At 67.5% G+C, this 18,844-nt stretch carries 19 protein-coding genes; 10 read left to right on the top strand and 9 right to left on the bottom strand.

Going from position 1 to position 18,844, the window contains the following annotated elements:
- Positions 1-15: 15 nt before the first annotated feature.
- Complete coding sequence (locus tag AC3WOH_RS05460) at positions 16-786, bottom strand: helix-turn-helix transcriptional regulator (protein WP_492228370.1); 771 nt, start codon at positions 784-786, stop codon at positions 16-18.
- A 17-nt stretch (positions 787-803) separates the two neighbouring features.
- Positions 804-3,191, bottom strand: a complete 2,388-nt coding sequence (locus tag AC3WOH_RS05455; RefSeq protein ID WP_492228369.1) for a YgiQ family radical SAM protein — start codon at positions 3,189-3,191, stop codon at positions 804-806.
- A gap of 172 nt (positions 3,192-3,363) precedes the next feature.
- Between AC3WOH_RS05455 and AC3WOH_RS05450 the strand changes: the two genes are divergently transcribed.
- The gene (locus tag AC3WOH_RS05450; protein WP_492228368.1) at positions 3,364-4,305 is read left to right on the top strand and encodes a bifunctional helix-turn-helix transcriptional regulator/GNAT family N-acetyltransferase; all 942 of its coding nucleotides are present in this window, start codon (positions 3,364-3,366) and stop codon (positions 4,303-4,305) included.
- A 26-nt stretch (positions 4,306-4,331) separates the two neighbouring features.
- Positions 4,332-4,871, top strand: coding sequence for a GNAT family N-acetyltransferase (locus AC3WOH_RS05445; protein ID WP_492228367.1), 540 nt, complete (start codon positions 4,332-4,334; stop codon positions 4,869-4,871).
- A gap of 6 nt (positions 4,872-4,877) precedes the next feature.
- Here the strand turns inward: AC3WOH_RS05445 and AC3WOH_RS05440 are convergent, their stop codons facing one another.
- Complete coding sequence (locus AC3WOH_RS05440) at positions 4,878-5,099, bottom strand: hypothetical protein (protein ID WP_492228366.1); 222 nt, start codon at positions 5,097-5,099, stop codon at positions 4,878-4,880.
- A 242-nt stretch (positions 5,100-5,341) separates the two neighbouring features.
- On the opposite strand from AC3WOH_RS05440, the gene AC3WOH_RS05435 reads away from it, so the two are divergent.
- The 3 genes from AC3WOH_RS05435 (at position 5,342) to AC3WOH_RS05425 (ending at position 7,759) form a co-directional block, all read left to right on the top strand.
- A complete protein-coding gene (locus tag AC3WOH_RS05435; protein ID WP_492228365.1) occupies positions 5,342-5,932 on the top strand; it encodes an IMPACT family protein in 591 nt (196 codons plus the stop codon).
- Between the two features lie 90 nt (positions 5,933-6,022).
- A complete protein-coding gene (locus AC3WOH_RS05430; RefSeq protein WP_492228364.1) occupies positions 6,023-7,438 on the top strand; it encodes a dihydrolipoyl dehydrogenase in 1,416 nt (471 codons plus the stop codon).
- A gap of 117 nt (positions 7,439-7,555) precedes the next feature.
- Positions 7,556-7,759 carry a YjfB family protein gene (locus tag AC3WOH_RS05425; protein WP_492228363.1) on the top strand — a complete coding sequence of 68 codons (204 nt, stop codon included), beginning with the start codon at positions 7,556-7,558 and terminating at the stop codon, positions 7,757-7,759.
- An 86-nt stretch (positions 7,760-7,845) separates the two neighbouring features.
- On the opposite strand, the gene AC3WOH_RS05420 is transcribed toward AC3WOH_RS05425, so the two are convergent.
- The gene (locus AC3WOH_RS05420; RefSeq protein WP_492228362.1) at positions 7,846-8,859 is read right to left on the bottom strand and encodes a GlxA family transcriptional regulator; all 1,014 of its coding nucleotides are present in this window, start codon (positions 8,857-8,859) and stop codon (positions 7,846-7,848) included.
- 107 nt (positions 8,860-8,966) lie between these two features.
- Between AC3WOH_RS05420 and AC3WOH_RS05415 the strand changes: the two genes are divergently transcribed.
- The 3 genes from AC3WOH_RS05415 (at position 8,967) to AC3WOH_RS05405 (ending at position 11,784) form a co-directional block, all read left to right on the top strand.
- Entirely contained in the window at positions 8,967-9,635 is a 669-nt protein-coding gene (locus AC3WOH_RS05415) for a DJ-1/PfpI family protein (RefSeq protein WP_492228361.1), read from the top strand.
- Between the two features lie 33 nt (positions 9,636-9,668).
- The gene (locus AC3WOH_RS05410) at positions 9,669-10,673 is read left to right on the top strand and encodes a tripartite tricarboxylate transporter substrate-binding protein (protein ID WP_492228360.1); all 1,005 of its coding nucleotides are present in this window, start codon (positions 9,669-9,671) and stop codon (positions 10,671-10,673) included.
- A 70-nt stretch (positions 10,674-10,743) separates the two neighbouring features.
- Positions 10,744-11,784 (top strand): phytanoyl-CoA dioxygenase family protein, encoded by a 1,041-nt coding sequence (locus AC3WOH_RS05405; protein ID WP_492228359.1) that lies wholly within the window; start codon positions 10,744-10,746, stop codon positions 11,782-11,784.
- A gap of 23 nt (positions 11,785-11,807) precedes the next feature.
- Here the strand turns inward: AC3WOH_RS05405 and AC3WOH_RS05400 are convergent, their stop codons facing one another.
- Complete coding sequence (locus tag AC3WOH_RS05400) at positions 11,808-13,184, bottom strand: PQQ-dependent sugar dehydrogenase (RefSeq protein ID WP_492228358.1); 1,377 nt, start codon at positions 13,182-13,184, stop codon at positions 11,808-11,810.
- Positions 13,185-13,360: 176 nt separating this feature from the next.
- Here AC3WOH_RS05400 and AC3WOH_RS05395 point away from each other — a divergent pair, with 176 nt between their 5' ends.
- Together AC3WOH_RS05395 and AC3WOH_RS05390 are read left to right on the top strand one after the other, a co-directional pair.
- Complete coding sequence (locus AC3WOH_RS05395) at positions 13,361-13,978, top strand: hypothetical protein (RefSeq protein WP_492228357.1); 618 nt, start codon at positions 13,361-13,363, stop codon at positions 13,976-13,978.
- 171 nt (positions 13,979-14,149) lie between these two features.
- Positions 14,150-14,437, top strand: coding sequence for a 7(1) septoil knot domain-containing protein (locus AC3WOH_RS05390; protein ID WP_492228356.1), 288 nt, complete (start codon positions 14,150-14,152; stop codon positions 14,435-14,437).
- Between the two features lie 93 nt (positions 14,438-14,530).
- Here AC3WOH_RS05390 and AC3WOH_RS05385 read toward each other — a convergent pair whose 3' ends face one another.
- The 4 genes from AC3WOH_RS05385 to AC3WOH_RS05370 all read right to left on the bottom strand — a co-directional run bounded on the left by AC3WOH_RS05385 (position 14,531) and on the right by AC3WOH_RS05370 (position 18,838).
- Positions 14,531-15,460, bottom strand: a complete 930-nt coding sequence (locus AC3WOH_RS05385) for a M48 family metalloprotease (protein WP_492228355.1) — start codon at positions 15,458-15,460, stop codon at positions 14,531-14,533.
- Positions 15,457-15,975: an SH3 domain-containing protein gene (locus AC3WOH_RS05380; RefSeq protein WP_492228354.1), complete on the bottom strand. Its 519-nt coding sequence runs from the start codon at positions 15,973-15,975 to the stop codon at positions 15,457-15,459. Before AC3WOH_RS05380 ends, AC3WOH_RS05385 begins: the two co-directional genes overlap by 4 nt.
- A 26-nt stretch (positions 15,976-16,001) precedes the next feature.
- Positions 16,002-17,909 carry a CHASE2 domain-containing protein gene (locus tag AC3WOH_RS05375; protein ID WP_492228353.1) on the bottom strand — a complete coding sequence of 636 codons (1,908 nt, stop codon included), beginning with the start codon at positions 17,907-17,909 and terminating at the stop codon, positions 16,002-16,004.
- An 83-nt stretch (positions 17,910-17,992) separates the two neighbouring features.
- Positions 17,993-18,838 carry a fumarylacetoacetate hydrolase family protein gene (locus AC3WOH_RS05370; RefSeq protein ID WP_492228352.1) on the bottom strand — a complete coding sequence of 282 codons (846 nt, stop codon included), beginning with the start codon at positions 18,836-18,838 and terminating at the stop codon, positions 17,993-17,995.
- Between the last annotated feature and the right edge of the window lie 6 nt (positions 18,839-18,844).

The following is an 18,844-nucleotide window of genomic DNA, read 5'->3' as shown; positions in this document are numbered from 1 at the left end:
CCAGGTCCGTTGCGGTCAGCCGCGCAGCGCCTGGCGCGCCTGCGCCGGCGTCACCCCGACTTCGCGGCGCAAGGCAGTGCCCAGGTGGCTCTGGCTGCTGTAGCCGAGGTCGTGCGCCAGGGCGGCCAGGTCGCCCTCGCCTTCCTCCAGGCGCTGCAGCACCACGGCCAGCCGCAACTGCTCGCGGTAGGCATGCAGACCCAGGCCGGCATGGCCGCGGAACAGGCGCGCCAGGTGGAAGTAGGAACAGCACGCGGTATCGGCCACGTCATGCAGCGACCAGCGCAGGCCATCGGCCGCCGCCGTGCGCGTGGCCATGAAGCGGCGCGCCCGCGCCACTGCCGCATGGGCCATGGCGTTGCCGCGCAAAACACCGCTGGTGGGGACAGGCCTGGCAGCCTGCTCGCGCCCCTGCGCGAGCGCACGCCAGTGCAGACGCAACTGCCAAAGCACCCGTGGTGACAGGCTCCAGGCAAGGACATGGCCGGGGCCGCAGGCCGGGGTGCTGCCCGGCTGCATGCTGACCACCATGTGGCTGCGCTCCGTGGCCTGCCATTCATGGACGCGGTAGGGCAGCCCCGTGGGCAAGGCCACCACGGTCAGCCCGTCGAGCAGCACCTGCCGCCCCTCCATGTGGAATTCGGACACACCGCTCACCGGGAATACCCAGCGCGGGGTCGCCACCTGGTAGACGGTGCTGCCCGCATGGACCACACCCGCAGGCTTGACCACCCGCTCCACCCGCCACGCAGCGGTGTCGGCGTAGAGGATGCGGTCCTGCGGCATGGAAGAAAGCCGGGGGGCTAGCGGCCCTTGCGGCCGGCCGAGGGCTTGGCCGAACCGGTCACGCGCGGTGGCAGGCCGGTGTGCTGGGTGAGGATGCGGCCCTTTTGCGGCTGGGTGGACTTGAGCGCCACGCCTTGCGAAGGCTTCGAAGCGGCAGTTTGCGCCGCAGTCTTGCCGCCGCTCAGGGTGGAGTTCTTGCGCCGCGCACTCTGGTAGCCGCCATCCGTCATCGGCTGGAAGGTCGGGATCAGGTGGTGCTTGCCGTTGCCGATCAGGTCGGCGCGGCCCATGGCCTTGAGCGCGTCGCGCAGCAGCGGCCAGTTGTTCGGGTCGTGGTAGCGCAGAAAGGCCTTGTGCAGGCGCCGGCGCTTTTCGCCGCGCACAATGTCCACGCCCTCGCTGTCGCGCGTGATCTTGCGCAGCGGGTTCTTGTTGCTGTGGTACATGGCCGTGGCCGTGGCCATGGGGCTCGGGTAGAAGGTCTGCACCTGGTCGGCGCGGAAACCGTTCTTCTTGAGCCAGATGGCGAGGTTCATCATGTCCTCGTCGCTGGTGCCCGGGTGCGCGGCGATGAAGTACGGGATCAGGAACTGCTTCTTGCCCGCCTCTTCGCTGAACTTCTCGAACATCTGCTTGAACTTGTCATAGCTGCCGATGCCCGGCTTCATCATCTTGGTGAGCGGGCCCTGTTCGGTGTGCTCGGGGGCGATCTTGAGGTAGCCGCCCACGTGGTGCTGCACCAGTTCCTTGACGTACTCGGGGCTTTTCACGGCCAGGTCGTAGCGCAGGCCCGAGCCGATCAGGATCTTCTTGATGCCCTTGAGCGCACGGCCGCGGCGGTAGATTTTGATCAGCGGATCGTGGTTGGTGCCCAGATTGGAGCAGATGCCCGGGTACACGCAGCTCGGCTTGCGGCAGGCAGCCTCGATCTCAGGGCTCTTGCAGCCCAGGCGGTACATGTTGGCCGTGGGGCCACCCAGGTCGGAGATGGTGCCGGTGAAGCCGGCCACCTTGTCGCGGATGTCCTCGATCTCCTGGATGATGGAGTCCTCGGAGCGGCTCTGGATGATGCGACCTTCGTGCTCGGTGATGGAGCAGAAGGTGCAGCCGCCAAAGCAGCCGCGCATGATGTTGACCGAAAAGCGGATCATCTCCCACGCGGGGATCTTGGTCGCGCCATCGTGGCTGCCGTTCTCGTCGGCATAGCTTGGGTGCGGGCCGCGGGCGTAGGTCAGGTCGAACACATGGTCCATCTCGGCCGTGGTGAGCGGGATGGGCGGCGGGTTGATCCACACGTCGCGTGCGGTGACACCCTCGCCGTGGGCCTGCACCAGGGCACGCGCATTGCCGGGGTTGGTCTCCAGGTGCAGCACGCGGTTGGCGTGGGCATAGAGGACCGGGTCGCTCTTGACCTGCTCGTAGCTGGGCAGGCGGATCACGCTGCGATCGCGCGGCGGCACCTTGAGCTTGGCCTTGAGCGCCGGGTTGGCCACGAACAGCATGGGCCGAATGGCGGGGTTGGGCTCGGCCGCCGCGGCTGTACCGGCCTCCGCATCCAGGGTTCCATCTTCCTTGCTGCAGGTGCTGCCCTGGGCCGCCGCCTGCTCGCTGGTCGTCATGTAGGGGTTGATGTGCGCCTCGACCCGGCCCGGCTCGTCCACGCTGGTGGAATCGATCTCGAACCATCCCTTGCCGCTCTCGTCGTCAGGCCGGCGCACGAAGGCCGTGCCGCGCACGTCGGTGATCTGCTCCACGGGCTCGCGCGCGGCCAGGCGGTGCGCCACCTCGACCAGGGCACGTTCGGCGTTGCCGTACAGCAGCAGGTCGCACTTGGCATCGACCACCACGGAGCGGCGCACCTTGTCGCTCCAGTAATCGTAGTGGGCTATGCGGCGCAGGCTGCCTTCGATGCCACCCAGGATGATGGGCACGTCCTTGTAGGCCTCGCGGCAGCGCTGGCTGTAGACGATGGCCGCGCGGTCAGGGCGCTTGCCGCCCACGTCGCCGGGGGTGTAGGCGTCGTCGCTGCGGATCTTGCGGTCGGCCGTGTAGCGGTTGATCATGGAATCCATGTTCCCCGCCGTCACGCCCCAGAACAGGTTGGGCTTGCCCAGCACCTTGAATGGGTCAGCACTCTGCCAATCAGGCTGGGCGATGATGCCCACGCGAAAGCCCTGGGCCTCCAGCGTGCGGCCGATCACGGCCATGCCGAAGCTCGGGTGGTCCACATAGGCATCGCCCGTGACCAGGATGATGTCGCAGCTGTCCCAGCCCAGCTGGTCCATCTCGGCGCGGCTCATCGGCAAAAACTTGGCCGTGCCGAAACGCTTCGCCCAGTAGGGGCGATAGCTGGTCAGCGGCTTGGCTGCGCGCGCGAAAAAGGAGACGTCAACGGGGGCGTTCATGTGGGGGATGCGAGACCTCGGGTGGGCGAGGCCGTTATGGATAACCCGCGATTTTACGTTGGCGAGTCCGTTTTGTCGCCCTGAACCGGTTTGTCCTAGCTTTTGTCCGGTCGTAGGCGAAGGCGCATATACTTGCCAAAGTCAATTAATTGCATGCCTTTAGCAACCAATCATGGATCAAGCCGCTTCCTACGCCCCCACGGACGCCGTCAAGGCCGTGCGCCGTTTCAACCGCTTCTTCACGCGCCGCATCGGTGTGCTGGACCCATATCTGGGCAGCGATCTGTCGCTGACCGACGTGCGCGTGCTCTACGAACTGGCGCACCGCCAGGATCTGGTGGCCAGCGAGCTGGCGCGCGAGCTCGGGCTCGACGGGGGCTACCTGAGCCGCATCCTGCGCCGCTTCGAGAATGCCGGCTGGATCAGCCGGGCCCCCAGCGCCAGGGACGCGCGCCAGAGCGTGCTGACGCTGACCCCCTCCGGCCACGAGGCCTTCGCCCCGCTGCAGCAGCGCTCGCGCGACGAGGCGGCGGCCCTGCTCGCCCCCCTGCCCGCCCCCCGGCAGGCGGAGCTGGTGCAGGCCATGGAGCGCATCGAAACCCTGCTTGAACCCGGAAGCGCCTCAGCCGCACCGCGCGTGGCCGTGCTGCGCGACCCCATGCCCGGCGACATCGGCTGGGTGGTGCAGCAGCATGGAGAGATCTACGCGCGCGAATACGGCTGGGACATGCGCTTCGAGGCCCTGGTGGCCGACATCGCTGCGCAGTTCGTGCGCAATTTTCAGCCCGAGTGGGAGAAATGTTGGATCGCCGAGCTCGACGGCGAGCGCGTGGGCGCCATCTTCGTGGTGCGCAAGTCGGCCACCACGGCCAAGCTGCGCATGCTGATCCTATCGCCCAAGGCCCGCGGCATGGGCCTGGGGGCGCGGCTGACCGACGAATGCATCGCGTTTGCGCGTGCCAAAGGTTACAAAAAAATGGTGCTGTGGACCAACAGTTGCCTCACCACCGCGCGTTCGATCTACGCCAAACGGGGATTTGTGCTGGACAAGTCGGAGCCGTACGAGGACTTCGGGCAACAATTGGTCTCGGAAACCTGGTCGCTCAAACTCTGAGGCCGTCGCCCGGCGGCTGCAATGCCATGACCCCTGCCCTGCCCGCCCCCCACATCCGCCCGCTCGCGCCGCACGACGACCTGGAGCGGCTGACCGCACTGATCCACGCCGCCTACGCCCCGCACGCCAGCAAGGGCCTGCGCTACTGGGCCACGCACCAGACGGTGAAAGACACGGCCAAGCGCCTGGCCTCGGGCCTGGCGCTGGTGGTGGAGATAGACGGAGACTATGCCGCCACGGCCACCCTGCGCGGGCCGCAGCCAGATTCGAAGGTGGCGCTGTACCGCGACAGCTCGGTGTGGTCCATCACGCAGTTCTGCGTGGCGCCCCGGTTCAAGGGACAGGGCTTGGGGAAACTGCTGCACACGGAGCTGCTGGACAGGGCGCGCAATGCCGGGGCCGCCACCCTGGCACTGGACACGGCCCAACCGGCCCATGCATTGATTGCGATGTACGAATCCTGGGGCTACCGGCTGGTCGGCGAATGCGACTGGAGGCCGCTCACCAACTACACCAGCGTGCTCATGGCGCGCGCGGTCACGCCGCCCATGCCCGAGCCCCGGTAGGTGGTCTTACCACTCACCCACTTCACGCACGCGCTGGGCCAGGTCGAACTCTTCCTCTTCGTCTTCGAACTCGGCTGCCACATCGGCCCGCAGCGTGCTGGCGGCAGCAGCGGGCACGGGCATAGCCATGCGGGCCATGGACGATGGCGCCGAGGATGCGGCGAAGCGGCCGAACACGTGGCTGGCCAGCGTGGCGGGGAGGGAGGCGGTCAATGGCAGTGCGAACATGGCGGGTCCTTGGGTGCGTTTGCTTGTTTGTTGTTTGCCGAGAATAGTCATCGGCTATGGGCTCAAGTGTAGGAACGCACCGCGTCAGAGCTTGTGACAGAACGCACACTTCCGGGGCCAAGCCCGACCAGCGGGCCCGTGGCTGTGACAGGCGTCACATATCTGCCACCTGTGGCGGCCTGCCAGTGGCGCATTTGCACCACATCTTTGCGGCCAGGCAAGGCTGATAAGCTCTGCGCCCCATGCCACAGACCCTTGCAGCCCCGGCCCACAGCGAGCTCCTCATCAAGAAAAGCCGCTTCATCGGCTGCGTGCAACCCATGGCCGACCGGGCCAGCGCCCAGGCCGCGGTGGACGCGCTGTGGAAGCAGCACCCGGGCGCCGCCCATGTCTGCTGGGCCCTGCTGGCGGGCGGCCAATCGGCCGCCGTGGACGATGGCGAGCCCAGCGGCACGGCCGGCCGCCCCATGCTGGACGTGCTGCGCTACCAGGACCTCGAAGGCGTGCTGGCCACGGTGGTGCGCTACTTCGGCGGCGTGAAGCTGGGCGCGGGCGGGCTGGTGCGGGCCTATACCGACGCCATCGCGCAGGCCCTGCTCACCGCGCCCAAGGTCACGCTGCAGCGCATGGCCACGCTGCAGTGCATGGTGCCCTACGCGCTGGAGGGCCTGCTGCGGCGCGAGGTGGAGGCAGCCGACGCCGACCTGCTAGACGTGCAGCACGGCTCGCTGGTGACCCTGCAGATCCGGCTGCCCGAGACGCAATCGGCGGGCTTCGTGCAACGCGTCAACGACCAGGGCCAGGGGCGGGTGGGCTGGACGGACGCAGACTGAAAAGCGGCGCACCTTGGGCAACCCGCCTACACGCGGGCGGCCCCATGCCCTGCACACTGGCGGCTCCATGCCACTCGGGAGATGCAATCCATGGGCCAGCCCCTCGACACCATCATTATCGGCGCAGGCACGGCCGGCCTGGCTGCCCTGCGCGAGGTGCGCAAGCGCACGGAGCGCTACCTGATCGTCAACGAGGGGCCCTGGGGCACCACCTGCGCCCGCGTGGGCTGCATGCCCTCCAAGACCTTGATCGAGGCGGCCAATGCCTTCCACCGGCGTCTGGCATTCGAGGAATTCGGCATCCGCGGGGGCTCAGACCTCAAGGCCGACATCCCAGCCGTGCTGCAGCGCGTGCGGGCCCTGCGCGATGACTTCGTGGCCGGGGCCCTGCGGGCCACCGAGGACCTGGGCGGCGCCAGCCTGTCAGGCCGCGCCGTGCTGCTCGATGCAAACACCGTGGACGTGAACGGTGTGCACTACCACGCCGACAGCATCATCCTTGCCACCGGCTCGCGGCCCGTGGTACCCGAGGAGTGGCTGGCCTTCGGCGACCGCATCCTGACCACCGACACCCTGTTCGAGCGGGAGAACCTGGGACCGCGCGTGGCCGTGATCGGCATGGGCGCCATCGGCGTGGAACTGTCGCAGGCCCTGGCCCGCCTGGGGCTGGAGGTGGCCGCCTTCACCACCGGCCACGCCCTCGCCGGCCTGAGCGACCCCACCCTGAACGCCGAACTCGGCGCCCTGCTCAGGAAAGAGATGGTTCTGCACACCCATGCCAAGGCCGAACTTCGCGAGGTGGCTGGCGGCATCGAGGTGCGCAGTGGCGCCAACCGCGTGGTGGTGGACCAGGTGATCGCCGCCATGGGCCGCACGCCCAACGTCGAGCACCTGGGCCTCGAAACCCTGGGTGAGCCGCTGGACGAACGCGGCATGCCCCAGGTGGACTCGCAGACCCAGCAGGTCGGCAAGCTGCGCGTGTTCCTGGCCGGCGATGCCAATGGCCATGCGCCGCTGCTGCACGAGGGGGCCGACGAAGGCCACATCGCCGGAATGAATGCGCTGGCGGCCGAGCCCACGCGCTTCGTGCGCCGCACACGCCTGTCCATCGTGTTTTCGGACCCCAACGTGGCCGTGGTGGGCACGCCCTTCGACCGCCTCGACCCGGCCCACACCGTGGTGGGTGCCGTCGAGTTCGAGCGCCATGGGCGCGCCCGCGCCGCCCTGCGCAACCACGGCCGGCTGTGCGTCTATGCGGACAAGGGCAATGCCCGCCTGCTGGGTGCCGAGATGTGCGCGCCGGACGGGGAGCACCTGGCCCACCTGCTGGCGCTGGCCATCACGCAAAAGCTCACGGTGCACCAGTTGCTGGGCATGCCCATCTACCACCCGGTGCTGGAAGAGGGCCTGCGCACGGCCCTGCGCAACGCGGCCAGGCACCTGCCCGAGGTGGGCGAATCCGACCTGGCTGCCTGCCAGCCCATCGGCGTGGCGGCCCTGGAGTGATGAGGCCTCCCCGAGATGGAGAGGGCGTTTCAGCCACGGCAGAATGTAACAATTGACAAACATCCTCCATTTCAGGCGCAGAATGCCGATAAGCGAGAGAAGTACCGGAGAACCCCTATGGATGTCGCCCTCAGCAACAGCATCGTCAGCACTGCCACTGCCCTGGCCAGCCGCGAAACCTCCGATGCCCTCAACGTCCGCGTGCTCAAGAAGGCGCTGGACATCCAGGCTTCTTCGGCCGCCACCCTGCTCCAGGCCTTGCCCCAGCCCCCTTTGGCCACTTCAGGCACGCTGGGCACCCAGGTCAATACATTTGCCTGAAGGCAGGCACGCCGCCCCCCCTATTTCTCCAAGGTAAGCCCCTCACAAGCCGCCCCTAGAGGCGGCATTTTTTTGCCCGGCTCACATCAGTCCGCTGCCGCGAACCGCTCACGGTAGCCTTTGGGCGACACATTCAGGTGGCGCATGAACATGCGCCGCATCACCTCTTCGGAGTTGAAGCCGCACTGCACCGCAATGGCTTTGTTGCTGAGCCTGTGTGACTCGATCAGGCGGCAGGCCTTCTCCAGACGGATGCGCTCCACCGCATGGGCGGGCGTAGTGCCCGTGTGGGCGGTGTAGAAGCGCGCAAAGGTGCGCAGGCTCATGCCCAGCTGATCGGCCATGCGCGCCACGCTCAGGTCCGAGCGCAGGTGCTCGGCGATCCAGGCGTGCAGGCGGGTGATGCGCTCGTCGCCGGCAGTCTGCTCCAGCAGCGCGCTGCTGAACTGCGACTGCCCGCCCGGCCGCTTGTAGAACACCACCAGCTTCTTGGCCACGGCCATCACGATGTCGCGGCCCAGGTCGGCCTCGACCATGCCCAGGGCCATGTCGATTCCCGCCGTGACCCCGGCCGAGGTCCATACCCGCCCATGGCGGAAGTAGATGGCATCGGGCTGCACGGCAATGGCCGGAAACCCCGATGCCAGATGATCGCAGGCCGCCCAGTGGGTCACGGCACCGGCGCCATCGAGTACCCCGGTGTGGGCCAGGACAAAAGCGCCGGTGCAGACCGACGCCAGCCGCTCGATGCGCGGTGAGGCGCGACGCAACCAGTGCGCCAGGGCATGCGCCGCCGGGGTGTCGTGCGCCGCGCGGCCTGCGGCGGCGGGCATGAACACCCCGGGGCCGCCCGGCACCACCACCGTCTGCACGCTGCGCGCCAGGCGCTGCGGCAGCGCCCGCGCCACCAGGTCCACCCCGCTCGAACTGCGCACGGCACCGCCCGACAGGCCGTAGACCCCGGTCTCGTACACCGGTGCGCGGCCGGCCAGCCGCAGTTCGTCATTGGCCGTGGCAAAGACCTGCAGCGGCCCGCTCACGTCCAGGAGCTGGAACTGATCGAAAACCAGGAACCAGACCTGGTGGGCGGCGTTTTGCATGGGGCGGATCGGCTTGGCAGAAATCGTGGTGCTTGTGTCCTGACGGACAGACAGGCCGATCCTACAGTGGAGCCATCCAAACATCCACCGCACAGAAAGGCCTTCCCATGAACATCGGCATGCTGGTATTTCCCGACATCACCGCCATCGACTACGTCGCCCCCGCCGACCTGCTGGTGCGCATACCGGGCGCGCAACTGCACCTGGTGTGGAAGCACACCAACCCGATCCGCACGGAGCTGGGCTGGGAGTTCCGCCCCACCGCATCGTTCGACAACTGCGGCGCGCTCGACATGCTGGTCGTGCCAGGCGGCCCGGGCATCGAAGCCTTGCTCAGCGACGAAGAGACCCTGGCCTTCCTCGCCCGGCAGGCCCAGGGCGCGCGATGGATCGTGGGCATCTGCACCGGCCCGTTGGTGCTGGGTGCGGCCGGCCTGCTGCAGGGCTACCGCGCCACTTGCCACTGGGGCTCGCACGCCCTGCTCTCCCTGGTGGGCGCCACGCCGGTGGACGAGCGTGTGGTGGTGGACCGCAACCGCATCACCGGCGCGGGCATGACCTCGGGCATCGACTGCGCGCTGCAGGCGATTGCGCTGGCCAGCAGCACCGAAGTGGCCCAGGGCGTGCAGCTGTTTGCCGAGTACGACCCACAACCGCCCTTCGACACGGGCGCACCGCACAAGGCGCCGCCCGCCCTCGTGCAGGCGGCCCGGGCACGCCTGCAACCCATCGTGGAACGGCGCCGCGCCCTGCTCGCCCAGCGCGCAGCCGCCTGACCCACCATCCTGACCGCCCCGAAAGAGAACACCATGCACAGCCCCTACCGCCCCACCCCGTCGCGTCGCCACTGCCTGCAGGCCGCAGCCCTTCTTGCCCTCACCTGGCCGGCGCTGTACAGCACCGCCCAGGCCCAGGCGCCGGCTTACTCGGGCCCCATCCGCATCCTGGTGGGCTACCCACCCGGCGGCCCGGCCGACACGGCGGCGCGCATCGTGGCCGACAAGCTCGCCACCCAGTTGGGTCAGCCCGTGCTGGTGGACAACAAGCCCGGGGCCGGTGGGCAGATCGCGGCCCAGGCTCTCAAGGCTGCGCCCGTGGACGGCTCGGTGCTCTTTTTGAGCAACACCCACACCGTGGCCATGGTGCCCCTGACCATGAAGGCGCCGGGCTTTGCGGCTGCCACCGATTTCCGGCCCGTCGGCGCCGTGGCCAACTTCGAACTGGCGCTGGCGGTGCACCCCAAGACTGGCGCTACCACCCTGGCGGAACTGGGCGCGTGGTTCGCCGCGCGCCGCGGCGACGCGAGCATCGGCGTACCGGCCCCAGCCAGCGCACCGGAATTCATTGCCGGCGAAGTGGCGCGCCACCTCAAGGCCGACATCGTGCCCGTGGCCTACCGCGGCGCCACGCCCATGGTGACCGACCTGCTGGCCGGACAGATCTCGGCAGGCGTCTCGGGCATCTCGGACTTCCTGCAGCACCAGAAGGCGGGCAAGCTGCGCATCCTGGCGGCCAGCCGCAGCACGCCCTTGCTGCCGGGCGTGCCCTCGTTCGGGCAGGCGGGCTTGCCCAGCCTGGATGCGACGAGCGACTTTCTCGGGCTGTACGCCCCCGCCGGCCTGAACGACACGGTCGTGGCCCGCTACAACGCGGCTTTACACCAGGTGCTGGCCCTGCCCGAGGTGGTGGCCAAGCTGCAGGCCAGCGCCATGACGCCGGCGGCAGGCACGCCAGGCGAGCAGGCCCAGCGGCTGGCCCAGGTGTCCAAGGCCCTGGCCGCCCTGGTTGCGCAAAGCGGCTTCGTTCCCCAATAGCCGCCCAGGCGGCATGCGGCGGGTGATACAAAGGGGGCTGCGCCATCACCTGCCGATACACAAGACCCGCATGCCCGCTGCCCTGCATTCTGCCGATCTCCTTTGCTCCCCCCACGAACGTGGTGCCCTGCAGGTGCCCTACCTCAAGCGCTGCTGGTCCAGCTGGATGGCCGCGCGCCAGGGGCGGCCCGGCACCGGCCAGCAGGAAGCCCACCGCACCCAGGTCGTGCTGGCGGCCGTGGGTGTGGGGCTGGAGCAGACCATGCAGTACGTGCTGCGCGAGGCGCCGGACTTTGCCGAGTTCGAGGACTGGATCGTGCGCACGGCAGGCGCCCCCGATGCCACCACGGTGGCACGCATCCAGGCCCTGGTCGATGGCGGTGCACCGCCTGCCGCGCAACTGGACCTGCACGCCCGCATCGACGCCATGGATCCCGTGCTGGACGCAGCCGACCTGGCCCACTGGGACGAACACGGCTATGTGGTCCTGCGACAGGCCGTGGCTGCGGACGACAGCGCGGCCGCAGCGCAGGTGGTGTGGGATGCCGTGGGCGCCACGCCGGAGAATGCGGACTCTTGGTACCCGAACGCCCCGCACAATGTCATGGTGCAGCTGTTCCAGCACCCGGCCTTCGAGAAGAACCGGCGGTCCCTGCGCATCCACAAGGCCTTTGCCCAGCTATGGGGCTCGGCCGACCTGTGGCGCAGCACGGACCGCTGCGGCTTCAATCCGCCCGAGCGCCCAGGCCACCCCTACAGCGCCCAGGGCCTGCACTGGGACGTGAGCCTGGTGCAGCCGATTCCCTTTTGCACACAGGGCATCCTCTACCTCACTGACACCCTGCCGGAGCAGGGTGGCCTGACCGTGGTGCCCGGCTTTCACCGCCGGATCGGCCCCTGGCTGGCCAACCTGCCGCCGGGCGCCGACCCGCGCCTCCAGGACTTCAACGCCCTGGGCGCTCGCCCCATTGGTGCGGGCGCAGGCGACCTCGTGATCTGGCACCAGGCCCTGGCCCACGGGCCCAGCCCGAACCGGGCCACCCAGCCCCGCCTGGTGCAGTACATCAACATGTTCCCGGCCGACGTACCGGCCCACGAAGACTGGGTGTGAGGGGCCAGGGCCAAGAACAGGTTCTAACGCGCAGCAACGGGCGCCACGCGCCAGACGGCATTGCCCACATCGTCGGCCACCAGCAAACCGCCACGCGCATCCATGGCCACGCCCACCGGCCGCCCGTAGGCCTTGCCTTCAGGGCTCAGAAACCCCGTGAGCACATCGATCGGCAGGCCTGCGGGCTGGCCCTCGGCAAAGGGCACGAACACCACCTTGTAGCCGCTGAGCGGCTTGCGGTTCCACGAGCCATGTTCGCCGACGAAGGCGCCGCTGGCCAACTGGGGGGCCAACGCCGGCCCCTGGGCAAATGCCAGCCCCAATGGCGCCACATGCGAGCCCAGGGCGTAGTCCGGCGAGACCGCCTTGGCCACGAGATCGAGCCGGGGCGGCTGCACGCGCGCGTCCACATGCTGGCCGTAGTAGCTGTAGGGCCAGCCGTAGAAGGCGCCGTCCTTCACGGAGGTGAGGTAGTCAGGCACCAGGTCGCTGCCGATTTCGTCGCGTTCGTTGACCACCGTCCACAGTGCGCCGGTACCGGGCGCCCAGCCCAGGCCATTGGGGTTGCGCAGGCCGCTGGCAAAGATGCGGTGGGCGCCGCTGGCGCGGTCCACCTCCCAGATGGCGGCACGACCCTCCTCGGCAGCCATGCCGTTCTCGCCCACGTTGCTGTTGGAGCCCACGGTCACGTAGAGCTTGCTGCCGTCGGCGTTGGCAATGAGGTTCTTGGTCCAGTGGTGGTTGATGGGGCCGCCGGGCAGGTCCACGAGCTTGGTACCGGCAGCCGTGATCGTGGTCTGCCCCGGCTCGTAGGGAAAGCGCATCACGGCATCGGCATTGGCCACGTAGAGGTCCGTGCCCACCAGCGCCATGCCGAAGGGCGAATTCAGGCCCTGCAGGAACACGCTCTTCGTCTCTGCCCGTCCATCGCCATCGGTGTCGCGCAGCAGCGTGATGCGGTTGGCCGAGGGGCTGCGGCCCGAGCCGGCCTTGCCCATCACCTTCTTCATCACCCAGCCCCGGATGGCGCCGAGCACGCCGCCCGAAGGCGCCCCCTCGCCCTTGGGCGGTGCCTGGCTCTCCGCCACCAGCACATCGCCATTGGGCAGCACCACCACCCAGCGCGGGTGGTCCAGCCCGGTGGCCAGCGGCGTCACCGCCAGGCCGGGCACGGCGGCAGTGGGCATGGTGCCTTCGGGCCAGCCCGTGGCGGGGGCGATCTGGAGCGTGGGAACCAGGGAAGGGTTGGGTGCTGGCAAGGTGGGCGACTTGCCCATGCCCTGCTCGGGCGAAAGAATGGCCGTGTCGCCGCAGGCCACCAGGCAGGCGGCCAGCACGGGGCCGACAAGCAGCGCGATGCCCCCGCGGCGCGAAGAGAAGAGGAAGGAGGCATGGGCCATGGGACAAACCTTTGCGGAAGGTGAGAAGAAGAAGGGCCTTTGGCCGGCCAGTTTGCAGGGCCGTGCAGACCTCCCATGTCAGCCAATGGCGCAACCTGCACCGCTGCGCGGTACATTTCTCCCTGCTCAGTGAATCCCCCTTTCCTTCCCCCGCGCACTGCACAGGCTGAATGCCCATGAGACTCAAAACCGTTGTCCTGCTGGCGATCGTCCTGTTCATCGGCTTCTTCGCCGTCGAGAAGCTGCGCGTGGGCCGGGTGGACAAGAAGCTGCAGGGCCAGCCGGCCACGCAGCAGGTCTTTGCCGAGGTGCCGCAGCAGACCTCCACCAACGCAGCGCCCTTTGCGCTCAACGGATACCAGGTCCGGCCACTCGCCCAGTTCGCCATCCGGGCCCGGGTGCTCGGGCGCGAGGAGTACTCCTTCGGCCGCGAGGCCGATCTTTCCCCCGTGGACCTGGCCCTGGGCTGGCGGCGCATGGCCGAGCCGGCCGTGTACGAGCCACTGAACATCACCCAGGGCGGGCGCTGGTACCGCTACTCCTGGTCCAGCCAGCCGCCGATCCCGCCGCAGGAGATCATCGAATCGTCGGCCAACATGCACATGATCCCGGCCAATGCCGCCGTGGAACGGGCCCTCAAGAAAGCGCGCAAGGGCAGCTTCATCCGCATCACCGGCCAACTGGTGGAAGTCACGCACCCCGGCGGCTGGCGTTGGACCAGTTCGCTCACCCGCGCGGATTCCGGCGCCAATGCGTGCGAGCTGATCTATGTGGAGACGGCGCAGGTCGAATGAGGGTGCGCTGCACATCAAAAAGACAAAAATCCGCACTCAAGGTGTCCAGATGTGACGCCTGCTGGTTCCGTGGAATTTTTCACGGTTTTTTGGATAATCTTCAACGGGCCTAGCGATCCCGACTTCACGACTTTTAAGCTGCCACACCACAGCCTGCACAGAGGAACCTCCATGGCGAAGATTCTGGTCACCAAGTACGAAAACCAGGCCGATGCAACCGTCTGCGAAGTGGCCTACGAAAGCCAGGCCGACCTGTGCTGGTACGAGACGCCCTACGAGCAACAGGCCCAGGGCGATGCCAAGTGGCTCTTCGTCGACTACGACAGCCAGGCCAGCTTCAAGATCTTCAAGGTGAAGTACGAGGGCCAAGCCGACATCAAGGCCTTCCAGGTCAAGTACCCCGAGCAGGCGCGCTGGCGCAACGCAGCGCACAAGTTTGTGGGCAAGATGGGCGGATAGATCGGGCGCGCTCAGCGCAACCCGCAAAAAAGCCCCTGCCGCGCGGTGCGCGGCAGGGGCTTTTGCCATGGGCGGCGGCGCCCACGCATGGGTTCAGCGCAGTTGGCGCTTGATGGCGTCGTAGCGGGCTTCGTTGCTCACGTTCGAGGCCACGGTCGAGAACTTGCTGCTCATGAAGGGCTGCAGCTTCTCCAGCCGGTCCTTGGGCGCAGGGTGGGTCTTGAACAGCAGCGTGAAATTCTGGTCGGCACTGGAGCCGGTCGCATACATGTTCAGAACCGTGGGCAGACCGACAGGCGCATAGCCGGCACGGGCGGCATACAGCACGCCCTGGCGGTCGGCGTCGAACTCGTCACCTTGGTCCAACCCCTTGGAATACAGGTTCTTCGCGAAATTCACCATCGCAGAACTCACCATGGCGTTGCCCGAGCGGGCCTGGACCACGCCACCCACGGCCTGGGCAAAGCCGCCCTTCTTGAGCGCAGCCAGGTAGTGGCCACGGGTCACGTGGGCGATCTCATGGCCCAGCACGCCGGCCAGTTCGGCCTCGGACTTGAGCTGGCGCATCAGGCCGACGGTCACGAACACGAAGCCGCCGGGCGTGGCGTAGGCGTTCACGGCGTCGGAATCGATCACGCCAAAGCGCCAGGCGAACTGGATTTCCTTGCCGTCCTTGTCCTTGGGTTTCTCGGCCTGCGCCGCCACCCACCAGCCGACCTGGTTCACATAGCGCTGCACGGCCTCGTTGCGCAGCAAGGGGCGTGCGCCCAGCAGCACGGACGAGAAGTCATTGCCCAGCGCACGTTGCTCTTCTGCGGTGTAGTCCTTGAACGCGGCCGACGCGCCCTGGATGACATCCAGCACGCCCCCCGCACGCGAGCCGCCGCCAGAGCCACCGCCCAGCGCAGAGGAAAGAACGTTCAAGCCACCAGAGCCGCCCGCCTGGGGCATGGTTTCGCAACCGGTCAGCAGCACGACCGTGGCCAGCGCCAGCGCGGCGGCCTTCAAGCGTTGGATTTTCATTTTTCTGCTCCGGTGTAGGCGTCAATCTTCTGTGCCACGACCTTGCCACTGCGTGCAAAGGCTTCGGCCTGGCCCATGTTGATGGCGTACTTCTCCAGCTGGGCCATTTCAGCCGGTGCAGGCTGGGCATTGGCCAACTGCTCTTCGGTGAGCCCCTTGGTGCCCGTGGACGCGGTAGGCCGGTTGCTTCCGCCGCTGAACATGCTTGCCAAACTGGTACCGCCGCTGGCCGGCGCGGCCGCTGGGGCCGCAGCTTCCAACGTCTTCACGAAGTTCAGACGCACCCAGCCTTCCATGCGGCCGAACTTGACCTTGACCCAGCCCTCTTGCGCCGCGGTCTGTTCGACCTTGTTGCCCTTGGCCAGCCTGACCAGGATCTTGCCATCCAGTGCCGGCGTGGCGCGCAGTTCGGTCGCCACGGTGACTTCCAACTGCTGGGCATGCACGCCAAGGCCCAGCCCCAGCAGCAGCGCAATGAGCAGGCCTTTCAACAGGCCCACGAATGATGTGTTCACTTTCCTTCTCCTCTTTATGACGATACCTATGCGCCAGATCGTTCCGGCGCCCCTCCACTGGACCGGCGCTGCGGCTCGAACAGCCGCACCGCCTGGTCGCGACCTTTCACCTCGAAATCGCCGCGGTCAATGAAAACAAATGTTTCCCCACATTGTGCTCTTGTCGACTCGGAAACCAAAACTCGGGCTATTCCTTTTGTGCAACCCTCGATACGGCTGCACAGGTTGACGGCATCGCCGATTGCGGTGTAGTCCAGCCGGCGTGCCGTGCCCAGAAATCCCACCACGGCCGAGCCGGTATGCACACCGATGCCGATGTCGAACTTGGCAGTCGGGTCCTCGCGCGCCATGTCGTCGGCAAAGCGCTGCAGCGCGTCCGCCATGCCCAGCGCCGCCTCCACAGCCAGCACCGCATGGTTGGGCTGGGCGATCGGCGCCCCCCAGAAGGCCATGATGGCGTCGCCGATGAACTTGTCGAGCGTGCCCTGGTGGCGAAAGATCACGTCCACCTGCATCTCGAAGTAGCGGTTGAGGATGTTCACGATCTCCTCGGGCTTGCGGTGCTCCGACAGGCTGGTGAAGCCCCGTATGTCCGAGAACAGCAGCGTGATTTCGCGGCTGGCGGACACCTCGGCCTCGGCCACAGTTTCGGACAGATCTTGCACAATGCGCGGATCCACAAAGCGCGAGAACATGGCCTGCACATGGCGCCGCTGCCCCATCTCCAGGCGCGATGACAACAACCCGAAGGCCAGCAGCGCCACGGCCCCCAGCACCAGGGAGGACACAGGCATCCAGTAGACATGCGCCTGCTGCAGCGCACTGACGCTCCCCCCAACGGCGATCGCAGCCAGCGCGGCATAGCCAGCAATGACCCAGCCGGGTGAGGTCCGAGCGACAAAGGCCAGTGCCAGCCCGCAAATCAACACCCACACCAGCGCAGGGTTAGCCCAGTCAGGCGCCTCGCGCAACCAGTCATTGCTCTGCAGGTTGGCCATACCAGTGGCCAAAACAAAGGGGCCAGGGGTCGTGGCATCGAACGGCGTGGGAACAAAATCGAAAATCCCACTGGCCGTGGCACCGATCACGATGATCTTGCCGCGCGCATCGAAAGGCAGTTTGCGATCACCCGTTTGGGTGGCAAGGTAGGCCCTGGCATAGGGAATGCGAGTGAACTCGGTGCCATACCAGTTCAGCCGAAAGCCCGGCTGCTTGGGTTTGGGCAGTTGCAGCGCGTCGGCCACCCGCCCGATCATGTGCGGCACCCACCAGCCGTCGATCTCGCGACCCAATTCGGTATGACGGCCAATGCCATCGCGATCCTTGATGAAGTTGATGTACCCAGTGCGCCAGGCGTCGGGGGGCAGGGCGAGCGGCGCCTCTATGCCGTAGCTTGCCTTCGGGTTCGCATGCTCAAGCGCACGTATGCCCATGACCGGAGGCGCCATAGACAGGGGCGCCTTCTGCTCGGCTTCCTCCATCAAGAGCATGGGAACAAATGCGCGCTCGAACGCCAGGGCCTTGGCCAGCTCCGCGTCGTTTTCGGGGCGAAAGCGGTCGGGCTGCGACAAGAACAGGTCCAGCACGATGGCGCGGGGCTGCTGGGCCACCAGCGCATTGATCAACTCGGCATGGATAACGCGCGGCCAGACCCACTTGCCCGCGACATCAAACATCTGCGGGTCCATCAGCGAAAACTGGTCAATGTCGATCAACACCACATCGTCCGGCGGCTTGCGGCTGTCAGCATGCCAGCGCAGCAAGGCGTCCCCCACCCGGTTGTCGAGGGCATCGAGCTTGTGCCAGGTGGTCACCTCGAACAAGGCCAGCGCGCAGAGCATGAGGCACAGAACCGCATACAGCGCGCTGCGACCAAAACGCTGGCGCAGCCGAGTGAGGACCGACGAGGAATGGTGGGATGGGGTAGAGGACACAGCCGAGAGTATCCACGCCCCGCTTTGCGCACCGCAAGCGCATCGACCCTGCGCGTTGTGCCCTACTCCCCGAGCACGCCTGTTCAGCCGCCCACAAACACCTGCCGCTGCTCGCCCAGCCCCGTCGCCCCCAGGCGCACCACGTCGCCGGGCTTGAGGAACCAGGGCGCGGGCTTCTGGCCCAGGCCCACGCCGGCGGGCGTGCCGGTGAGCACGATGTCGCCGGGCTCCAGCGTCATGAACTGGCTGATGTACGAGATCACCTTGGGCAGGCCGAAGATGAAGTTGCGCGTGTTGCCGTTCTGTACGCGCTGGCCGTTGACCTCCAGCCACAGGTCCAGCGCATGCGGGTCGGCCACCTCGTCAGGGGTCACCAGCCAGGGGCCGATGGGCGCGAACGTGTCGTAGCTCTTGCCCTTGACCCACTGGCCGCCGCGCTCGATCTGGTAAGCGCGCTCGGACACATCGTTGGCCAGCACATAGCCGGCCACATGCTGCAGTGCAGCATCTTCGCCGACATGGCTGGCGCGCGTGCCGATGACCAGGCCCAGCTCCACCTCCCAGTCGGTTTTCTGCGATCCAGGCGGTATGCGCACTTCGTCGTTCGGGCCATTGAGCGAGGTCACGGCCTTCATGAACAGCACGGGCTCGGCTGGTGCCTGCATGCCGGCCTCGGCCGCGTGGTCGGCGTAGTTCAGGCCCACGCAGACGATCTTGCCCACGCCGCCCACGGGGCAGCCCAGGCGCGGCGCGCCTTCCACCGCGGGCAGGCGGCTGGCATCGATGGCGGCCAGGGCAGCCAGGGTGCGCGGGTTGAGCTGGGCAGGCCCCAGCTCGGGCAGCAGCATGGACAGGTCGCGCAGCACGCCCTGGGCGTCGAGCAAACCGGGGCGCTCGGCGCCGGGCTGGCCGTAACGGATGAGTTTCATATGGGA

This window comes from Acidovorax sp. FW305-C-20-28 (genome assembly GCF_058783375.1).
The sequence above is the reverse complement of the archived record's forward strand: the minus strand, read 5'-3'. Positions and strand labels throughout refer to the sequence as shown.

What these genes read in the sequence shown, in the direction of transcription:
- AC3WOH_RS05400 (WP_492228358.1), bottom strand. Translation starts at nt 13,184, where the DNA reads ATGGCCCATGCCTCCTTCCTCTTCTCTTCGCGCCGCGGGGGCATCGCG.
- AC3WOH_RS05405 (WP_492228359.1), top strand. Translation starts at nt 10,744, where the DNA reads ATGCCCGCTGCCCTGCATTCTGCCGATCTCCTTTGCTCCCCCCACGAA.
- AC3WOH_RS05395 (WP_492228357.1), top strand. Translation starts at nt 13,361, where the DNA reads ATGAGACTCAAAACCGTTGTCCTGCTGGCGATCGTCCTGTTCATCGGC.
- AC3WOH_RS05455 (WP_492228369.1), bottom strand. Translation starts at nt 3,191, where the DNA reads ATGAACGCCCCCGTTGACGTCTCCTTTTTCGCGCGCGCAGCCAAGCCG.
- AC3WOH_RS05445 (WP_492228367.1), top strand. Translation starts at nt 4,332, where the DNA reads ATGACCCCTGCCCTGCCCGCCCCCCACATCCGCCCGCTCGCGCCGCAC.
- AC3WOH_RS05425 (WP_492228363.1), top strand. Translation starts at nt 7,556, where the DNA reads ATGGATGTCGCCCTCAGCAACAGCATCGTCAGCACTGCCACTGCCCTG.
- AC3WOH_RS05460 (WP_492228370.1), bottom strand. Translation starts at nt 786, where the DNA reads ATGCCGCAGGACCGCATCCTCTACGCCGACACCGCTGCGTGGCGGGTG.
- AC3WOH_RS05430 (WP_492228364.1), top strand. Translation starts at nt 6,023, where the DNA reads ATGGGCCAGCCCCTCGACACCATCATTATCGGCGCAGGCACGGCCGGC.
- AC3WOH_RS05440 (WP_492228366.1), bottom strand. Translation starts at nt 5,099, where the DNA reads ATGTTCGCACTGCCATTGACCGCCTCCCTCCCCGCCACGCTGGCCAGC.
- AC3WOH_RS05435 (WP_492228365.1), top strand. Translation starts at nt 5,342, where the DNA reads ATGCCACAGACCCTTGCAGCCCCGGCCCACAGCGAGCTCCTCATCAAG.
- AC3WOH_RS05390 (WP_492228356.1), top strand. Translation starts at nt 14,150, where the DNA reads ATGGCGAAGATTCTGGTCACCAAGTACGAAAACCAGGCCGATGCAACC.
- AC3WOH_RS05370 (WP_492228352.1), bottom strand. Translation starts at nt 18,838, where the DNA reads ATGAAACTCATCCGTTACGGCCAGCCCGGCGCCGAGCGCCCCGGTTTG.
- AC3WOH_RS05450 (WP_492228368.1), top strand. Translation starts at nt 3,364, where the DNA reads ATGGATCAAGCCGCTTCCTACGCCCCCACGGACGCCGTCAAGGCCGTG.
- AC3WOH_RS05420 (WP_492228362.1), bottom strand. Translation starts at nt 8,859, where the DNA reads ATGCAAAACGCCGCCCACCAGGTCTGGTTCCTGGTTTTCGATCAGTTC.
- AC3WOH_RS05410 (WP_492228360.1), top strand. Translation starts at nt 9,669, where the DNA reads ATGCACAGCCCCTACCGCCCCACCCCGTCGCGTCGCCACTGCCTGCAG.
- AC3WOH_RS05385 (WP_492228355.1), bottom strand. Translation starts at nt 15,460, where the DNA reads ATGAAAATCCAACGCTTGAAGGCCGCCGCGCTGGCGCTGGCCACGGTC.
- AC3WOH_RS05415 (WP_492228361.1), top strand. Translation starts at nt 8,967, where the DNA reads ATGAACATCGGCATGCTGGTATTTCCCGACATCACCGCCATCGACTAC.